This is a genomic window from Sinomonas cyclohexanicum, from assembly GCF_020886775.1.
GTDB lineage: Bacteria > Actinomycetota > Actinomycetes > Actinomycetales > Micrococcaceae > Sinomonas > Sinomonas cyclohexanicum.
This window is the reverse complement of the sequence record NZ_AP024525.1, coordinates 3,712,219-3,729,354: the sequence shown is the minus strand read 5'-3', so window position 1 is coordinate 3,729,354 and position 17,136 is coordinate 3,712,219. Positions and strand designations below refer to the sequence as shown.

14 protein-coding genes are annotated in these 17,136 nt (G+C 71.6%); 8 read left to right on the top strand and 6 right to left on the bottom strand.

Translation table 11 applies throughout. The features are described from left to right. The first annotated feature begins 3 nt into the window (after window positions 1-3). A complete protein-coding gene (locus SCMU_RS17575) occupies window positions 4-2,730 on the top strand; it encodes a hypothetical protein (RefSeq protein WP_229230384.1) in 2,727 nt (908 codons plus the stop codon). 22 nt (window positions 2,731-2,752) lie between these two features. Here SCMU_RS17575 and SCMU_RS17570 read toward each other — a convergent pair whose 3' ends face one another. After that, window positions 2,753-3,295: a flavodoxin domain-containing protein gene (locus tag SCMU_RS17570; RefSeq protein ID WP_229230383.1), complete on the bottom strand. Its 543-nt coding sequence runs from the start codon at window positions 3,293-3,295 to the stop codon at window positions 2,753-2,755. Window positions 3,296-3,404: 109 nt separating this feature from the next. On the opposite strand from SCMU_RS17570, the gene ku reads away from it, so the two are divergent. Further along, a complete protein-coding gene (gene ku, locus SCMU_RS17565) occupies window positions 3,405-4,304 on the top strand; it encodes a non-homologous end joining protein Ku (RefSeq protein ID WP_229230382.1) in 900 nt (299 codons plus the stop codon). A 342-nt stretch (window positions 4,305-4,646) separates the two neighbouring features. Here ku and SCMU_RS17555 read toward each other — a convergent pair whose 3' ends face one another. The 4 genes from SCMU_RS17555 to SCMU_RS17540 all read right to left on the bottom strand — a co-directional run bounded on the left by SCMU_RS17555 (window position 4,647) and on the right by SCMU_RS17540 (window position 8,634). Continuing rightward, window positions 4,647-5,141, bottom strand: a complete 495-nt coding sequence (locus SCMU_RS17555) for a ribose-5-phosphate isomerase (protein WP_229230381.1) — start codon at window positions 5,139-5,141, stop codon at window positions 4,647-4,649. Further along, window positions 5,138-6,901 (bottom strand): dihydroxyacetone kinase family protein, encoded by a 1,764-nt coding sequence (locus SCMU_RS17550; RefSeq protein ID WP_229230380.1) that lies wholly within the window; start codon window positions 6,899-6,901, stop codon window positions 5,138-5,140. Before SCMU_RS17550 ends, SCMU_RS17555 begins: the two co-directional genes overlap by 4 nt. A gap of 35 nt (window positions 6,902-6,936) precedes the next feature. Continuing rightward, a complete protein-coding gene (locus SCMU_RS17545; protein ID WP_229230379.1) occupies window positions 6,937-7,710 on the bottom strand; it encodes an SDR family NAD(P)-dependent oxidoreductase in 774 nt (257 codons plus the stop codon). Between the two features lie 66 nt (window positions 7,711-7,776). After that, a complete protein-coding gene (locus SCMU_RS17540; protein ID WP_229230378.1) occupies window positions 7,777-8,634 on the bottom strand; it encodes a sugar phosphate isomerase/epimerase family protein in 858 nt (285 codons plus the stop codon). A 182-nt stretch (window positions 8,635-8,816) separates the two neighbouring features. Between SCMU_RS17540 and SCMU_RS17535 the strand changes: the two genes are divergently transcribed. From SCMU_RS17535 to SCMU_RS17520, 4 genes are all read left to right on the top strand, one after another. Next, window positions 8,817-10,160: an MFS transporter gene (locus tag SCMU_RS17535; protein WP_229230377.1), complete on the top strand. Its 1,344-nt coding sequence runs from the start codon at window positions 8,817-8,819 to the stop codon at window positions 10,158-10,160. A gap of 34 nt (window positions 10,161-10,194) precedes the next feature. Further along, window positions 10,195-11,124, top strand: coding sequence for a transketolase (locus SCMU_RS17530; protein ID WP_229230376.1), 930 nt, complete (start codon window positions 10,195-10,197; stop codon window positions 11,122-11,124). Continuing rightward, window positions 11,121-12,128, top strand: a complete 1,008-nt coding sequence (locus SCMU_RS17525) for a transketolase family protein (RefSeq protein ID WP_229230375.1) — start codon at window positions 11,121-11,123, stop codon at window positions 12,126-12,128. The genes SCMU_RS17530 and SCMU_RS17525 overlap by 4 nt, the downstream gene beginning before the upstream one ends. A gap of 102 nt (window positions 12,129-12,230) precedes the next feature. Beyond that, window positions 12,231-12,905 carry a GntR family transcriptional regulator gene (locus SCMU_RS17520; protein ID WP_229230374.1) on the top strand — a complete coding sequence of 225 codons (675 nt, stop codon included), beginning with the start codon at window positions 12,231-12,233 and terminating at the stop codon, window positions 12,903-12,905. Here SCMU_RS17520 and SCMU_RS17515 read toward each other — a convergent pair. Then, window positions 12,874-14,331, bottom strand: coding sequence for a DUF4386 family protein (locus SCMU_RS17515; RefSeq protein WP_229230373.1), 1,458 nt, complete (start codon window positions 14,329-14,331; stop codon window positions 12,874-12,876). The two genes, SCMU_RS17520 and SCMU_RS17515, sit on opposite strands and share 32 nt — an antisense overlap. A gap of 148 nt (window positions 14,332-14,479) precedes the next feature. Here SCMU_RS17515 and SCMU_RS17510 point away from each other — a divergent pair, with 148 nt between their 5' ends. After that, the gene (locus SCMU_RS17510; RefSeq protein WP_229230372.1) at window positions 14,480-16,471 is read left to right on the top strand and encodes a sensor histidine kinase; all 1,992 of its coding nucleotides are present in this window, start codon (window positions 14,480-14,482) and stop codon (window positions 16,469-16,471) included. Continuing rightward, window positions 16,468-17,136 (top strand): response regulator transcription factor, encoded by a 669-nt coding sequence (locus SCMU_RS17505; protein WP_229233079.1) that lies wholly within the window; start codon window positions 16,468-16,470, stop codon window positions 17,134-17,136. Before SCMU_RS17510 ends, SCMU_RS17505 begins: the two co-directional genes overlap by 4 nt.

Genomic DNA, 17,136 nt, shown 5'->3' with positions numbered 1-17,136 from the left:
CCCATGTCCGAAGAACCCACGATCCTCGAACTGAGAATCCACGGTGTGCTGAATACGCCACCGAGCGTCATGCTCCACTGCGCGCCCGATGCCGTGAAACCCGTTGAGATCAACGGGATCGCGCAGTGCGACAGCCTCGCTGGCTTCTACGAGCGCAGTCCGCGGAATGGCGGAGACCGTCGAATTGCCGTTGAGGCGTACAGCTGGGGGAATCTCGATCAGACGACCGTCAATTCCGGCTTCTTGGGGAAGCTGGGGCGCGCGGTCGTCAATGTCGGTTGGCTCCTGCTTGTTCCCTTCGGGCTGATCAATGCCGCGTACTGGTCGAGGCCCGTGCGGCATCGCCGGGGGGCGGCCGGTGGCGAGCCGGTCGACGTGGCGGGGGAGGACGGCCAGGACGGCCAGCTCAGGGCGGGCCCGGGAGCCGGAAGCGTCCGACTGTTCGCCCTGCTCATGACGCTGCTCTACACGACCTCGTTCGCGACCGCCTCCATGGACCTGTTCGCGGTGCAGTGCTTCCCGGCGGTCTCGACTGGCGGCAAGGTCTGCCCCGGCATCGGCGGCCTGATCAGCGCTCCCGGCCCCTTGGCCTTCCTCGCTGAATGGAACCGAGGCCAGCGGCTCGCCGCCATGAGCACCATTCCGCTGCTGGCAGTCATCGCCCTGCTCCTCATTTCCGTGCGCGGCAACTCCAAGTACCGCAAGGTGGTGCTGCACAAGGCGGCCGACGTCGCGGCGGCAGGTGAGGGAGCGCCGTCGCCCGCTGCTCGTGATGACCTGCCCGTCCTGGCCGCACCCCGCTTCTGGGACCGCACCTTCGTGACCTCGGCGACCGGGCTGGTGCACGTGGGCGCGAGCCTGGCGCTCCTGGTGGTGCTTCTGTGCAGCGATGCGCTCGCGGACAGCGTGCCGCAGGAGTGCAGGACGACGTCGGGCTGGTTCAGCGCGCCGTGCTATTCCAGTGTGATCGGCAAGCTGCCAGAGTCGGGGCTCCAGTTCGCGGTCGTGCTCGTGGCGGGAGCGCTCCTGCTCCTGCTCGGCACCGTGCTCGTGGTCGTGTGGTCCGCGGAGCTGCGCTTCCCGCGGCCCGCGGCGCCCGGGGCGGACCGTGACAGTCCCGAAGGCATCCATCAGGGTCTTCGGGCCTGGCAGCGGCCGGCGGCGGTGGTCTATCTGGGGGTGTGCGCGGCCGGATTCGGGCTCGCATTGGTCTTCGTCGCCACGCAGGGCGACGGCGGGACGCAGCGGACATCCTTCGCGGGAACGTCAACGACCGCCCTGGTGGTGCTCGGACTCATGACGATCCTGGCACTCGTCGCCTGTCTGACGAGGTCGTGGGTCCCAGCATGGGTCACCTTCCCGCTCATCCTGACCTCGACACTGGGGCTGCTCTACTGGGCCGCGGTTGGCCAGGGGGCCGGGGAATACGTGGCGCTGCTGTTCCCGATCGGTGCCGTTGTAGCGCTCGCGATCATCGTGCCGGCCAGGCGGAGCGGCGATTACGGGCAGCAGAGCTGGGCCGGGGCGGGCCCCGGCGTGTGGCTGTTCCTCTCCTTGTTCGGGGGCGCGTTCCTCGCGACGGCGCTGCCGATCGCGGCCGCGCAGATCTGCCGTGGCGGATCCCTCCTCGGACCGCCCACTCCTCCTCCGGCCTTCGGCGCGGTGGGCGGCGTCCAGTTCGCGTTCGTGATCGGCGCGACCCTTCTGCTCCTGGGCATTCTGGCGACGAGCCTTTCCGGCTCCGGCAGCATCCCCTTCCCCGCCGTGATCCCGAGAGAGGCATGGATGGAGGCCGACATTCTGAGGGCGCGCCGGAAGATGGCAATCGCCCACAGGAGTGAGCCGATCCTCGGCATCGCGGCGATCGCGACGTGGGCAGCGATCACGCTTGCCCTGCTCGCGGCGGCGACCCGCAACGCCAGCGGAGGAAATGGTCAGGCGTGGCTGGGCCACACGGCCGAATTCCTCGCCGATAGCATCTCGGGGGCGGGCGTCTTCGTGGGGATAGTCGGCGTCCTCGCGGAGGCCATTCGGGGCGCGACCACCTCCTCCGGCCGGCCCATACCCGTGCTGTGGGACCTCATGTGCTGGATGCCCCGTGCCGCTCATCCCTTCGGACCCGCGTGCTACAGCGAGCGGACCGTCCCCGAGATCGGAGACCGGGTCATCGAATGGCTCAGCCGCGGGCGGGAGCACCGGGTCATCCTCTCGGCGCACAGCCTTGGCGCGGTCCTTGCGGTGTCCTCGCTGTTCGATCTCCACAGCCGCGGCTACGACGGGGACGTGGAGCGGAGGATCCAACTGCTCACCTACGGGGTCCAGCTGCGGTCCTACTTCGGCCGCGGGTTCCCTGAACTGCTGGGGCCACACGTGCTCGGGGTCCGCGCGCTCCGCATGCCGGCGCTTTTCGCGGCCGACCCTTGGGGGAGGCAGGTCCTCGCAGACTCGGCCGCGGGCCAGCGTCTCGTCCCAGCGCGAAGCCTCCTCGGCCTGCTCGGCGACCAGCCCAACGCGACCGGGCGGCGCGCGTGGTTGAGCCTCTGGCGGCGGACCGACTACCTCGGCTTCCCGCTCAACTCCTATGGGGAGGAGGACGAAGAACTCGGCCTCGACCGGTACGCCGAAGAGATCTCGCCGGGCGTCTACCTCGCGTGTGTGGCGGACCACGGGTTCTACTGGCTGACCGAGGCCTATGCCCGGGCGCGGGACACCCTCGTGGCCAGGAGCTAGCGCGCGAGCGGCGCGCGGAGAGTCAGTCCGTGGGGGCCTGGAAGAGCTCCGTCGCGATCGTGTCGGCCCATGAATCGACGGCGTCCCAGTTGCGGAAGTCCCCCGCCGGAAGGGCCGCCGCGGCCTTGGGCAGGCGCGCCATGGCCCGCTCCGCAAACCCCACAGGCGGGTTGGACGGGTCCCACGCGCCGAAGAAGACCTTCACGGCGCGCGGGTGGAGGCGGGCCTCGAGGTTGTCGAACTCCTTGGGCCGCGCGGCCTCGAGGACGTCGCGGCCCTCGGCGTCGACCCTCTCGGTGCCAAGCGGGCCGCTGCTGAACAGCCAGGTCGGCCGTTCCGCGAGCTCCGTGCGGTGGTGCCTGGCGAAGGCGGTGGCGTCCTTCATCCAGTGGGCGATGTACGCCGCGGCGCCGAGCACCACGGCGTCGTACCCGCCCACGCTCTCGACCTCATCCGCCGGGACGAGGTCCACCGCGTGCCCCGAGTCGCTGAGGCGCTCCGCGATCCGCGCCGCGATCCCCGCGGTGGCGCCGTGGCGGCTGGCATAGGCAACGAGTACTCTCATGGCCGGTCCTTTCCTCGATCTCCAGCCTCGGGCCCGGGCGGACGTGCCAGTAGGGGCGAATGGCACACAGACCTATCCCCGAGACGGAATGTGCGGTTCACTTAGGCACATGCGTTCTATCTGGAAGGGCGCCATCAGCTTCGGCCTGGTCAGTGTGCCCGTGAAGGTCTACAGCGCCACCGAGGACCACGACCTCAAGCTCCACCAGGTCCATGACAGGGACCGGGGCCGCATCCGCTACCAGCGCCGCTGCGAGGTCTGCGGCGAGGTCGTCGAGTACGCGGACATCGACAAGGCGTACGAGGAGGGCGGCCAGACGGTGGTCCTCACGGACGAGGACCTCAAGTCCTTGCCCGTGGAGCGCAGCCGTGAGATCGAGGTCGTCGAGTTCGTCCCGGACGCCCAGATCGACCCGATGTTCTTCGAGAAGAGCTACTACCTCGAGCCGGAGAAGGTCGGGGTCAAGCCGTACCAGCTGCTCCGGGAGACGCTCGAGCGGACGGAGCTGACCGCCGTCGTGAAGTTCGCGCTGCGGCAGAAGTCCCGGCTCGGTGCGCTCCGGGTGCGCGGCGACGTCATGGTCCTGCAGGCGCTCCTGTGGCCGGACGAGGTGCGGGAGGCCGACTTCCCGATCATCGAGGACACCGAGGTGAAGATCTCGGACAAGGAGCTCAAGATGTCCTCCTCGCTCGTGGAGAGCCTGTCCTCGGACTTCGAGCCGGAGCAGTTCACGGACGAGTACCAGGAGCAGCTGCGCCAGCTCGTCGAGGCCAAGCTCGCCCAGGGCGACGCCGTGAACACGGAGGAGACCTTCGGCGTCCCGGCCGAGGAGGGCGAGGGTGCCGAGGTCCTGGACCTCATGGAGGCCCTGCGCCGCAGCGTCGAGAACCGCCGCAAGGCGAGCAGGGCGGCGGGGGGAACCGAGGAGAAGAAGCCCGCGGACGACGGCGGCGCCTCGCCTGCCGAGGAGAAGGCGCCTCCCAAGCGGCGTACCCGCAAGACGGGTTAGCGCGCTACCCGAGCCGGACCCGCAGGGGCAGGCCCTTCCACGACCGGAGGGTGTTGTTCAGGTGCCGCTCCGGCGTGCCCGCGAGCTCGATCGCGGAGACCCGTGCAGCCAGCGCGCCCATGACGGCGGCTGCCTCCGCCCGCGCGACGTGCTGGCCGACGCACTGGTGGATCCTACGGCGCGGAGAAGTTTCGTCGCGGTACCGAGGGGTAACAACCGGCTGAGTTCCTCTCCCAAAGAGCTCCTACGGGCTGGTAACCCGTGCAGGACGGGCTGGTAACCCGCAGTGGGTGGAAGGCCGCATCCGGCCCTCCACCCACTCCTGTATCCGCGTGTACAGCCTCAGCACCCCTCGTAGTCGCTGAGCACCTGGACCTTGGCCGCGGAGGCTGAAGAGGCATCGAACGTGTACCCGAGCCACTCCCGCGCGAGGCGCCGGGCGAGCTCGAGCCCCACCACCCGCTGGCCCATCGTGAGGACTTGGCAGTTGTTCGAGAGGACCGAGCGCTCCACCGAGAACGAGTCATGGGCCGTCGCCGCCCGGATCCCGGCGACCTTGTTGGCGGCGATCGCGACTCCGAGGCCGGTCCCGCAGAACAGGAGCGCCCGGTCGGCGCGGCCCTCGCTGATCATCTGCCCGGCCGCGAGGCCGACGTACGGGTACGGGCGGGTGAAGTCCTCGTCCTCTCGGTGCACGCCGATGTCGATGACCTCGGCCACCCGTCCGTCCGCCTCGAGGTCGGCGAGCAGGGCGTCCTTGTAGTCCACCCCCGCCTCGTCCGAACCGATGACGATCCGCAGCCCGCGCGGGGCGGATTCCGTGTTCTGGCCGCTCATGCGGACACCTCTTCCTGGACAGCAGCAACAATGACGGGCCCGAGCGCTGCGAACACCGCTGCGAGGGAGGTCGCCCCCGGGTCCGGCGTGCCCAGGCTCTTCTCCGCGAGGGGCCGCGCACGGCCCTTGAGCGGGCGCAGCCCGGCGGTGGCGGCGGCAGCGGCCTCGGCCGCTCCGCACGCGCGCTCCCACGCCCGCCCCAGCGACTCACCGCGCACGACGGCGCCCCGCAGCTCGGTCTCGAACGGCACCAGGGCGTCGACGAGCGTCTTGTCGCCGGGCTGTGCCCCGCCGAGGGCCGCGATCCGCGCGGCAAACGCCGAGACCCCTGCGGCGATGCCGGCGGCGTCGGGCACATCGAGGTCCCCGATCGACTCGCCCCACGCCCGCAGCCCGGCGCCCCACAGGACCCCGGAGGTCCCGCCGGCCCTGTCGGCCCACGCGTCGCCGGCGGCGGCCAGGACGGACCCGGCGCCGCGCCCCGCGTCGAGGGCCTCGCGCGCCGCGCCGAGGGCCGCGCCGGCCCCTCGCACCATGCCGCGCCCGTGGTCGCCGTCGCCGGCCACCGCGTCCATCGCGCCGAGCTCCGCCTCGAGCTCCTCGAGCCGCGCCGACGCCGCTCCGAGCGCCTCGACGCACGCCGCTGCGTACCCGCGGGAGGCCTCGGACGACGGGGCCGCAGCCTGCACGGTCGGCACCCGAGCAGGCCCGCCGCCGTCGTGCGTCTCCGCAGCAGCGGGGGCCGCGGCGACGGCACCGCGCCGGAACGCCGGCGTCTCGGCGGGGGCGAGCCAGAGTTCCTCGAGCTCCTCGTCGAGCCAGGCCACCGTCAGCGAGACGCCGGCCATGTCCAGGCTCGTCACGAGCTCGCCGACCTCGGGCGCGACGATCTCGTACCCCGCCTCGCGCAGCAGGGGCGCGACCGTGGCCCACAGCACGAACAGCTCCTCGTGCTTTGTGGAGCCGAGCCCGTTGAGGATCACGGCGATGCGGGGCGCGCTGCCGTCAGAGCGTGCATCTGCGGGCGCCTCCGCGAGGACCCCTTCCACGAGGGTGCGGCCGAGCTCGGCGGCGGTGGGCAGCGGGACGTCCCGCAGGCCCGGCTCGCCGTGGATCCCGAGGCCGAGGCCCATGTGCCCCTCGGGCAGCGCGAACAGGGGCGCGTCCGCACCCGGGAACGTGCAGCCCGAGAACGCCGTGCCGAGCGTACGCGTGCGGTCGTTCGCCTTCCGCCCGATCCGCACGACCTCGTCCAGGTCCAGCCGGGCCTCTGCGGCGGCGCCCATGGCCTTGAAGACCACGAAGTCGCCCGCGATCCCTCGCCGGCGCTCGGCCTCGGCTGCGGGCGCGCTCGCGACGTCGTCCGTGACCAGGACGTTCTCGGCCCGGATCCCCTCGGCCGCGAGCCGCTCGGAGGCGAGGCCGAAGTTCATCACGTCTCCGGCGTAGTTGCCGTACGTGAACACGACTCCGGCGCCGGACTCCGCCGCGCGGGCCACGGTGCAGGCCTGCTGGGCCGAGGGCGAGGTGAAGATGTTGCCCACCACGGCCCCGTCGGCGAGGCCCGAGCCGATGAGCCCGGCGAAGGCGGGGTAGTGGCCCGAGCCGCCGCCGGCGAGGACGGCGACCTTCGGCCGTGCCGGTCGGCGACGCCGGACGGCGCCGCCCGGGACCTGGCGGACGAGGTCCGCGTGGACGTCGCAGAACCCGGCGAGGGCCTCGTCGGCGAAGTCCGCGGGATCGTTGGAGATGCGCGTCATGGGAGCTCCTTGGGGGCAGGGTGGGCCGGAACCGGTCAGTGGATGTGGCTGCCGCCGTTGATGTCCATCGTGGTGCCGGTGAGGTAGGCGGCGTCCTCGGAGGACAGGAAGGTGAACAGTGCCGCCACCTCCTCCGTGGTGGCGTTGCGGCCCATGGGGATGCCAGCGTTGATGGCGGCCTCCTGCTCGTCGGTGCTGCCCACGCGGATGTTGGTGTCCACGGCGCCGGGCGTGATGGCGTTGACCGTGACCCCTGTCGGGGCGACCTCGCGGGCGAGGGCCTTGGTGAAGCCGAGGATCGCGGCCTTGGCGGCCGAGTAGGGGACCTTGCCGAACACGCCGCCGCCGCGCTGGGCAGACACGGAGGACATGTTGACGATCCGGCCCCAGCCCGCCTCGATCATGGCCGGCAGGAACGCCTTGGTGACGAGGTAGGTGCCGGTGGCGTTGACGGCCATGACCTTGTTCCAGAGGGCGAGGTCCGTTTCGAGGAACGGCACGGGGGAGGTGATGCCGGCGATGTTCGCGAGGGCGCCCACCACGGGGAGGCGGCCCGCGGCGACCTCGGCGGCGACGGCGGCCTGGGCCGCGGCGACCGAGGCCTCGTCGGCCACGTCCACCTGGTAGCCGAACGCCGGGACGTTGAACTCGTTCGCGATGTCCTGCGCGGTCTTGGCGGACTTCTCGCCGTCGAGGTCCAGGATGACGACGCCCCAGCCCTCGCGGGCGTAGCGGCGGGCGGTGGCGAGGCCGATGCCCTTCTCGGACGTTGCCCCGGTGAGGACGGCGGTGCGCTGGATGCTGGTCATGGTGATTCCTAAGGGTTGGGTGGACGTGGGTTTGGGTGCCAGGTCCTGAAAGTCAGGTCCTGGGGGTCAGATGAGGTCGGTGATGAAGCTCGCGGCCTTGGCGGCTGCCGCGGGTCGCTCGTCGTGGGTGAGGTCGTGGGCTTCGAGCTCGAGCGAGAAGTGCCCGTCGAAGCCGGCCCCGCGCAGGGCGGCGAGGGCCCCGGCGAAGTCCACGGACCCGTTGCCGATGCTCAGGTTGATGTTCCCGGGCGCGGCGTCGCGCAGGTGGACGTGGGCGATGGCGTTCCCCTGGGGGCCGGGGAGCGCGGAGAGCGCTTCGATCGCCGCCTGCGGCTGGCTGCCCGAGGCGACGACGTGGGAGAGGTCCACGACGTGCCGCACCCGGGCGGCGCGGAGCCGGTCGGCGAGGGCGAGGGCACGGTCGAGGGTCCCGCACAGGCGGTAGTAGTGCAGGGACTCGGTCCAGAGTTCGACGCCGAACGCGGCCGCGCGCTCGCCGGCGGCGGCGAGCTGGGCGGCGACGATGTCGAGGTCCTCGTCCAGGGACCGGATCGGCTCCCGGCTCAGCGCCCCGCACGGGAGCACGAGGGCCTCCGCGCCGACCCTCTGCGTGAGGGTGAGCAGGCGGTCGAGGTGGGCCGCCCGCTCCGCCGCGCGGGCGCCGTCGTGCGCCCCGCCGAGAGGGGCGTTGAGGTCCCCGATGTCCCCGTTGACCGAGCGGACGCGCAGGCCCGATCCCACCACGCGGCCCTCTACGTCCCGGATGTCCGCGTCGGTGAGCGCGAATGGCACGTGGTCGCACACGCCGGGCAGGGCGCCCAGGTCGATCTCCTCGAAGCCGAGTCCGGCCATCGTGGCCAGGGCGTCGGCCAGGGGCAGGTGCCGGAAGCTGATCGACGAGCAGCCGAGTCGGTCGTGGAACATCGGTGGTCCTTACGGGAGGGGGTCTGGCGGTGTGATGTCAACCACGGTACGTCCGATAACTGTCGACAGTCAACCTACAAAGTCGACTGTTGACACTGAATGGTGACGTGGCGCACACTGGCATATCATGTCGACTGTCAACAGACGGCGGCACAGTGCAGTTCACACTCGGAAGGAACGCAATGAGCAACGAGGCTCTGGCCATGCGCGGCCCAGTCCACGGCACGAAGGACGCCAAGCGCGTCGCCGTCGGCTCCGCCGTGGGCGCCGTCATCGAGACCTACGACTTCATCGGCTTCGGCACCGCCGCCGCCCTCTACTTCAACCACGCCTTCTTCCCCGGCGCGGACCCGGTCACCGGCACGCTCGCCTCGTTCGCCACGCTGGGCGTCGGCTTCGCGGCCCGCCCCCTCGGCGGGATCGTGGGCGGCCACCTGGGCGACCGGCTCGGCCGCAAGCCCGTGCTCGTCGCCTCGCTCATCATCATGGGCCTCGCGACGTTCGCGATCGGCCTCCTCCCGACCTACGCGGCCGTGGGCGTCCTCGCCCCGGTGCTGCTCGTCGCCGTGCGCATCATCCAGGGCCTCGCGTTCGGGGCGGAGTGGGGCGGCGCGATCCTCATGAGCTACGAGCACGCCCCGTGGCGGCGCAAGGGCGCCGTGACCGGCATCGTCCAGGCCGGCTTCCCCGTGGGCCTGCTGCTGGCCAACCTCGTCTTCCTGTTCAGCGTCCACCTCGGCGACGAGTGGGCATGGCGCATCCCGTTCCTCGCGAGCCTCGCCCTCGTGATCGTCGGCCTCATCATCCGCTCGAAGGTGCCGGAGTCCCCGGTCTTCGAGGACGTCAAGGAGCGCGGCGACATCGCGAAGTCGCCCATCGTCCAGGTGGTCCGCGAGGACTGGCGCAACATCCTGCGCGGCATCGGCCTGCGGATCGCCGAGACGGCCGGCTACGCCGTCTCGATCACGTACATGATCTCCTACATCAACTCGACCAAGCTCGCGGACAAGAACCAGACGCTCATCGCCCTGTGCATCGCCTCCGCGATCGGAATCATCGCCACATGGAAGTGGGGCGCGCTCACGGACAAGGTGGGCCGCCGGCCCGTCTACATCGCCTCCTGCGCGTTCGCCGTCCTGTTCGGCGTGCCGATGTTCCTGCTCGTCAACACCGGACTGTTCCTGTTCATCGTCGCCACGATCGTCATCGCCTACGCGGTGTGCCAGAACTCCCTCGCCGGCGCCCAGGGCGCGTGGTTCCCCGAGCTGTTCCAGGCCAAGACCCGCTCCTCCGGAGCCTCCCTCGCGTACCAGATCTCCGCGATGGTCTCCGGCTTCACCCCGTTCATCACCACGCTCCTCTTCGTGAGCTTCGGTTGGCTCGGACCGGCGCTCCTGTTCAGCGTCTACGGCGCGATCGGCCTGTGGGCCGCCCTCGTGACCCGTGAGACGTGGGGCCGCCGCGAGCGCGAGGCCGCCGAGCGCATCTCCTCAGAGACGCCACTGCCCGAGCGCACCCACGCATGAGCGCCGCCGCGACCACGATCCGGAAGGACACCCCATGAGCCCGAGCACCGCCGTCGAGGCGAGCCGAGGAACCCGGCCGGGCGACGCCGTCGTGCGCCGCCGCGCCGTCGAGGCCGCCGCGCACCGCATCCGCCGCCACGCCCTGTTCATGGGCGAGGTCCAGGGCCAGGGCTATGTGGGCCAGGCCCTCGGCGCCGCGGACATCCTCGCCGCGGTGTACGCGGACCAGCTCCGCTTCCGCCCAGAGGACCCCGAATGGGACGGCCGGGACCGCTTCCTGCTCTCCACCGGGCACTACGCGATCGGCCTCTACGCGGCCCTCGCCGAGGCCGGGACCGTCCCGGTCGAGGAGCTCGAGACCTACGGCTCCGACGGCTCGCGCCTGCCGATGTCCGGCATGTCCACCTACACCCCGGGCATGGAGATCTCGGGCGGCTCGCTCGGGCACGGCCTCACGATCGCCGTCGGTCTCGCCCTCGGGCTGCGGCACCGCGGCAACCCCGCGCGCGTCATCAACTTCCTCTCCGACGGCGAGCTCGACGAGGGCTCCACGTGGGAGGCCGTCATGGGCGCCGCGCACCACCGGCTCGGCCGGCTCACCGCCGTCGTGGATATCAACGCGCTTCAGGCCGACGGCGCCACGGCTGGCGTGCTGCGCACCGAGCCGGTCGCGGAGAAGTGGGCCGCGTGCGGCTGGCGCGTCTTCCGCGTGGACGGGAACGACGTCGGCGCCCTGCTCGGGGCGTTCGACGCCGCCGGGTCGGGGGAGGGGGCCGGCGCACCCGCCGTCGTGCTCTGCGACACCAAGGTGGGCCGCGGCGTGCCGCTGCTCGAGCAGCGTGAGAAGGCGCACTTCATGCGCATCGAGGAGCACGAGTGGGCGATCTGCAACGAGCAGCTCGACGCCGGCTGGGCCGAGCGCCAGGCCGCCTGCGAGCCCAACCGTCAGGAGGAGAAGGCATGAGCGCCGCAGCAGTGGCAACGGGCACGGCGCCGAGGCTCAAGACCTCGGCCATGATCGCCTCGTTCGCAGATCCCGGCCAGCAGACGGCCCCGGCCCCGTTCGGTCACGCCCTGGTCGCGGCCGCCGAGGCGGACCCGCGGATCGTGGGACTGACGGCGGACCTGGGCAAGTACACGGACATGCACATCTTCGCCGAGGCCCACCCGGACCGGTTCTTCCAGATGGGCATGGCCGAGCAGCTGCTGTTCGGCGCGGCCGCGGGCATGGCGGAGGCGGGGCTCGTGCCGTTCGCCTCGACCTACTCGGTCTTTGCGGCCCGGCGGGCGTACGACTTCATCTGCCTCGACATCGCCGAGCCGAACCTCAACGTCAACATCGTGGGCGGCCTCCCGGGCCTTACCACGGGGTACGGGCCCTCGCACCAGGCCACTGAGGACATGGCGATCTTCCGCGGGATGCCCAACCTGACGATCGTGGACCCGTGCGACTCCGTGGACATCGCCCAGGCCGTCCCGCAGCTGGCAGCCTCGGACGGGCCCACCTACCTGCGCCTCCTGCGCGGCAAGGTCCCGACCGTCCTGGACGAGTACGACTACGAGTTCGAGCTCGGAAAGGCCAAGGTGCTGCGCGGCGGGAACGACGTCGTGTTCGTCTCCTCGGGCCTCATGACCATGAGGGCGCTCCAGGCGGCGGCCGAGCTCGAGAAGCACAAGGTGGGGGTCGCCGTCGTGCATGCCCCGACGATCAAGCCGTTCGACGAGGCGACCGTGCTCGCCGAGCTCGCGGGGGACCGGCTCGCGGTGACGCTCGAGAACCACACGGTGGTGGGCGGGCTGTTCGAGACGGTCGCGTCCACGCTGGTCCGGGCTGGCCAGTCCCGGCGCGTGGTGCCGATCGGCCTGCCGGACGAGTTCCTCGACGCGGGCGCGCTGCCCACGCTGCACACGAAGTACGGACTCAGCGTGGACCGCATCGTCGCGAAGGTCCTGGCCGAGCTCGGCTGAGGCCTGCCCGGCCATCTGGGCGGGTGCGGGGTCCGATCCCGCACCCGCCCCGTATCATCAATGTCAACGGCTGCCGGATGACAGTCGACATCGGGAGGAACCATGACAGCGTCACTGCTGGGGCTCGAGAAGAAGAGCCTGCGCGAGCAGGCGCTGTCCGCCCTCCGCCGCGCCATCACGTCCGGCGAGCTCGCCCCGGGCCAGCACCTCGTCGAGACCGAGCTGTCCGAGATGCTCGGCATCTCACGCGGGACCCTGCGGGAGGCGTTGCGCCAGCTCGAGCAGGAGGGCCTCGCCGCGGCCGGGCCGCGCGGCCGGCTGAGCGTGCGGCACCTCGATGCCAAGGAGATCCGGGACATCTTCTCGGTGCGCGGTGCGCTCGAGTCCCTCGCGGCACGCACCCTCATCGAGCAGCCCCGCCGCGCCAAGGCGGTCGGCGAGCTGCGCGACGCGCTCGAGCACATGGACGAGGCCGCAGGACGGTCCCTCGAGGACCGCATCGAGGCCGACCTGGACTTCCACCGGCTCCTGTGCCGGCTCTCGGGCAACGAGACGCTCCTGCACCAGTGGCAGTCGCTCGAGGGCTCGATCCGCATGTCCATCATGTTCGCGGGCCTCGAGCGGGCCACGAGCAACATGAGCGTGGCCCGCCACCGGGAGATCGTCGACGCGATCGAGTCCGGCGACTCCTCGACCGCGCGCGAGACCATCCTGACCCACATGGACGCCGCCTCGGACAACTTGGTCAGCGAGTCCCGGGAGCCCGCGGCAGGCTGAGGCGTGCTGCCGGGGGAAGGTCGAACTCGTCGTCGCTCATCCTCAGGAGGACCCACCCGGCGGCCGCGAAGCCGAAGGCGGTCAGGCCCCAGCCGAGCAGGTCGAGGGGATGGTTGCCCGTCATCGCGCTGATCAGATGGATCGGCTGGGATACGGCGAGAGCCCAGGCAATCCACGCCGGCACCGCGTGAGAGCGCCACAGCGCCATGCCGAGGATGATCGTGCCGATGAGGTGGCCGAAGACGAAGATGCCCACGAGCGCACCAGACTGCGGAAGCTCCTGCACTGCCGAGGATGCGGTGTAGGCGAACCCCGGGTCCACTTTCCCCTGCGCGGCGAGGATAGTGATGATGTTCTGGGCCGACCCCTGTCCCGCGAGGGCGGTGAACCCGGGAACGGCGAGGAACGCGCCGATGGTTGCCAGGACGGGTGCGCGCCTGCGGCTCACCCAGACGGCGGCGATGACGCCAGAGACGGCTGTCGGTGCGAGGAGCACTCCGGTCCACAGGGCCACGGCGTCGAACGTCTGGTGTGCGAGGGAGTGCTCGAACACCGTCCGGGCGTCGTCGAGCGTGTTGTACGGCAGCGCGAACCGGAGCACTGCGATCAGGACGGCCATGACGGGGGCCGTCACCGCGAGGAGCACCCGCCACACCCTGCGCGCATCGAGTCCTGGAACGCCCGCGGCGGTCGTCTGTCCGCGCTGCCCGGTGCCGATCGGGGGAAGGTCGGAGTCCTCGTCCCGCATGCGCCACAGGGCCACTGACGCCCCCGCGAAGCCCAAGCCGGTCGCGGCCCACGTCAGGCCCGCGCCGATGCTGCCGGGAACCAGGGCGTGCGCGACGCCGGAGACGGCCAGGAGGGCGCCCATCCACCGCGGCGCGAGGCGGCTGCGCCACAGCGCGATCCCGAGCACGAGCAGCCCCGCTGCCTGCCCCAGCAGGAATCCCAGCAGGGCGACCATGCCTGCCGGGTGGTCGCCGACGAGCTGGGCCAGCTGAACGGTGGACTGCCGGTCGAGCCCGTCGCGGGCGGCGACATAGAGGACCGGGCGCGTGTCCGCGAGTCCCAGGGCGAGCGAGAACCCGACGAATGTCAGCAGCCCGCCAGCCAGGGTCAGCCGTGGTGCGGCCCTGCGGGTCGCCCAGCACACCGCGATGACCGCGGGAACCGCCGTCACGACCGCGAGGACGCCCATCCAGATCGAGAGGTTCGCCATCCCGAGATGGGCGGCGACGGACGTCAGCTGCTGGTCCGGGGTGTCCCTGGTCGAGCCGGGGGAGGCTCCGATCTCCAGCGCGAGGGCCAGGCCCGGGAGTGGAGCGATGACGGCCAGCGCGCGCCGCCAGAAGGTCCGGAGATCCCAGCCCGGGCCGGACATGGTCCGGGCCGGGGAAACGGCCGCGGAGTCTTCCCTCGATGTCATGATGCCGCCTTCCAGAGGGCTCCCGGGACGGGAGCGCCTGCGTCCAGCGTCCGGCGCGCCGGATGATCCCGCATCGGAGTCCACACTGGTCCGGCCCTCCGTGCCTGCACGGATGGCCCACCGACGCCGCCGAGCCTACGCTGGAGGCGTGTGGCAGGTGCGCAGCCTGGGCTGGGGTGCCACGGCCGCGGCCGTGGCCCTCCTCGCGGGCAGCGTCGTGCTCACGCTCATGACGGGCACCCTCCAGGATGCCCTCATCACGGCGGCCGCGGTCGCGCTGGCAGTGCCGCCGCTGGTGCTCGGATGGTTCGTGATCCGCCGGGCGCAGGCAAACGCCGTCGGCCCCCTTCTGTGCCTCTTCGGTGTGCCGCCCGGGCTCATCGCCCTCACCGGCATCTACTCCGACGCCGTTGCCCACCGCCCTGGCCTGCTGCCCGTCTCGGACCTCGCCGTGACGCTGATGCCGGGCATCTGGATGTGGATCTATGTTCCACCGGCCCTGCTCATGCTGACCTTCCCGACGGGGAGGCTGCTGTCCCCGGCGTGGAAGCGGGTCGTGTGGGCCGTACTGGCGCTTCCGGTGCTCTTCGAGGTCACCGCGGGCCTGAGCCCGGACCCGTTCCCTGCCCCGTTCACGAACAGCTCGCACGTCTTCGGCACGGCGTCGGGCATCTGGACGGTGCCCTACGCGATCCTTGCCTTCGGGCTGCTGTTCGCGTGGCTCGGGGTGCTGGGATCTACCGCCTCGGCGCTGGTCCTGAGATACCGCCGCTCGCGCAGCACGGTCGAGCGCGCCCAGCTGAAGTGGTTTGCGCTGGCCGCGGGAATGCTCCCCACGACTCTCCTGCTGTGCTGGCTGAGCTATCTCGTCCTAGGCGGCCCCGGCCTCGTCGGTATCGGCCTTGCCGCCATGTGGATCGCTGTCCCGGCTGCCACGGCTATCGCAGTGCTGCGGTACCGGCTCTATGACGTCGAGCAGCTCACGAGCGCTGCGCTGACCTACGGGGCGATGACGGCCGGGCTTCTGGTCGTCTACACCGTGGCGGCCGCCGCGGCCGGCGTCGCGGTGGGGGGCGCGTCTCCGCTGGTGGCTGCCGTCTCCACGGCGGTGGCCGCGGTCGTGCTCGCGCCCCTGCGCGGCCGGCTGCGGGCCGCCGTCGACCGCTGGGTGTACCCGGCCCGGACGAGGACGCTCGAGGCCATCGCGCAGCTGACCTCGCAGACGCACTCGGGCACGGGCAGCCCGGAAGGCCTTGAGGCGGCACTGCAGCGCGGTCTCGGCGAGCCGGGGCTGCGCCTCGGCTTCGTCGTGCCCGGACAGGAGGGCCTCATGGGCGTCGGCGGCGCGCCGCTCGCCCCCGCCGCCCCCGAGGTGACGGCAGTCCCGGTGGTCTTGGACCGCGAGACTATCGGATCGATCCGGGGCACCGTGCGCACGAGCCCCGCGCTCCTGCGCGAGGTCGCGGCCGCGTCGGCCCTGCTCGTCGAGGTCACCCGACTCCGGATCGAGGTCCGGCTGGCCCTCCGTGAGGCTGAGGCGAGCCGCCGGCGCCTCCAGCAGGCCGGATACGCTGAACGGGAGCGCCTCGAGCGGGACCTCCACGATGGCGCACAGCAGCGCCTCGTCAGCCTCGGCATGGCCCTGCGGGTCGCCCAGGGCCGCTTGAAAGGGGGCCGCGTCGACGTTGACGGCCTCCTGGACCAGACGGTCGCGGAGCTCGGTACTGCCGTCGCCGAGCTGCGCGCCCTCGCCCACGGACTCAGGCCCAGTTGCCTCGACGACGGCCTCGGCCCAGCACTGGCCAGCCTCACCCGCTCGTCGCCGATCCCGATCGCCATCGACGTCCGTGCCGGCGACCTTCCCGACGACGTCACCACCACCGCCTACTTCGTGATCGCCGAAGCCGTCGCGAACGCCGTCAAGCACGCGAGCCCCGAACGGATCGGGGTCGAAGTGGCACGGGATGCCGCTGTCCTCACCGTCCGGGTCTCCGATGACGGGCGCGGGGGCGCCAAGGCGGACGGTGCCGGGCTCTCCGGGGTCGCCGACCGCGTTGCCGCGGCCGGGGGGACCCTGCGCATCCACAGCCCGGCCCTCGCCGGGACCCTCGTCGAGGCGGTGCTGCCTTGCGCGTCGTGATCGGTGAGGACTCGGCCCTCTTCAGGGAGGGCCTCGCGAGCCTGCTCGCGGACCGCGGCCTCGACGTCGCGGCGAAGGCCGTCGACGCGCCGTCGCTCGAGGCCGCCGTCGAGGCCACGCCATGCGACGTCGTGATCGTGGACGTCCGCATGCCGCCCAACGGGACGGACGACGGCGCGCGGGCGGCAAAGCGCATCCGCTCGCGTCATCCCCAGCTCGGCATCCTGCTGCTCTCCCAGCACATCGAGACGCTGCATTCGGTGGACCTCGTGGCCGGAGGCCGCTTCGGCTACCTGCTCAAGGACCGCGTGCTGGACGTCGAGGAGTTCCTCGACGCCCTGCACAGGGTGGCCCGAGGAGGAACCGCCCTGGACGCGGAGGTGGTCTCCCGGCTCATCGCCGGGCGCCACGCGACGGACCCTCTCGCACGGCTGACCCCCCGCGAGCTCGAGGTGCTCTCCCTGATGGCCGAGGGCCTCACCAACGGGGCCATTGCCCGAAGGCTCTGGCTCACCGCCCGCACGGTCGAGACCCACGTGGCCAACATCCTGGCCAAGCTGGGGCTCTCCGGCGGGGGAGAAGACGAGCACCGCCGCGTGCTCGCCGTCCTCGCCTATCTACGGGCGCGCGCCCTCAACACGCCCCCGGAGCGGAGCGGCGTCTAG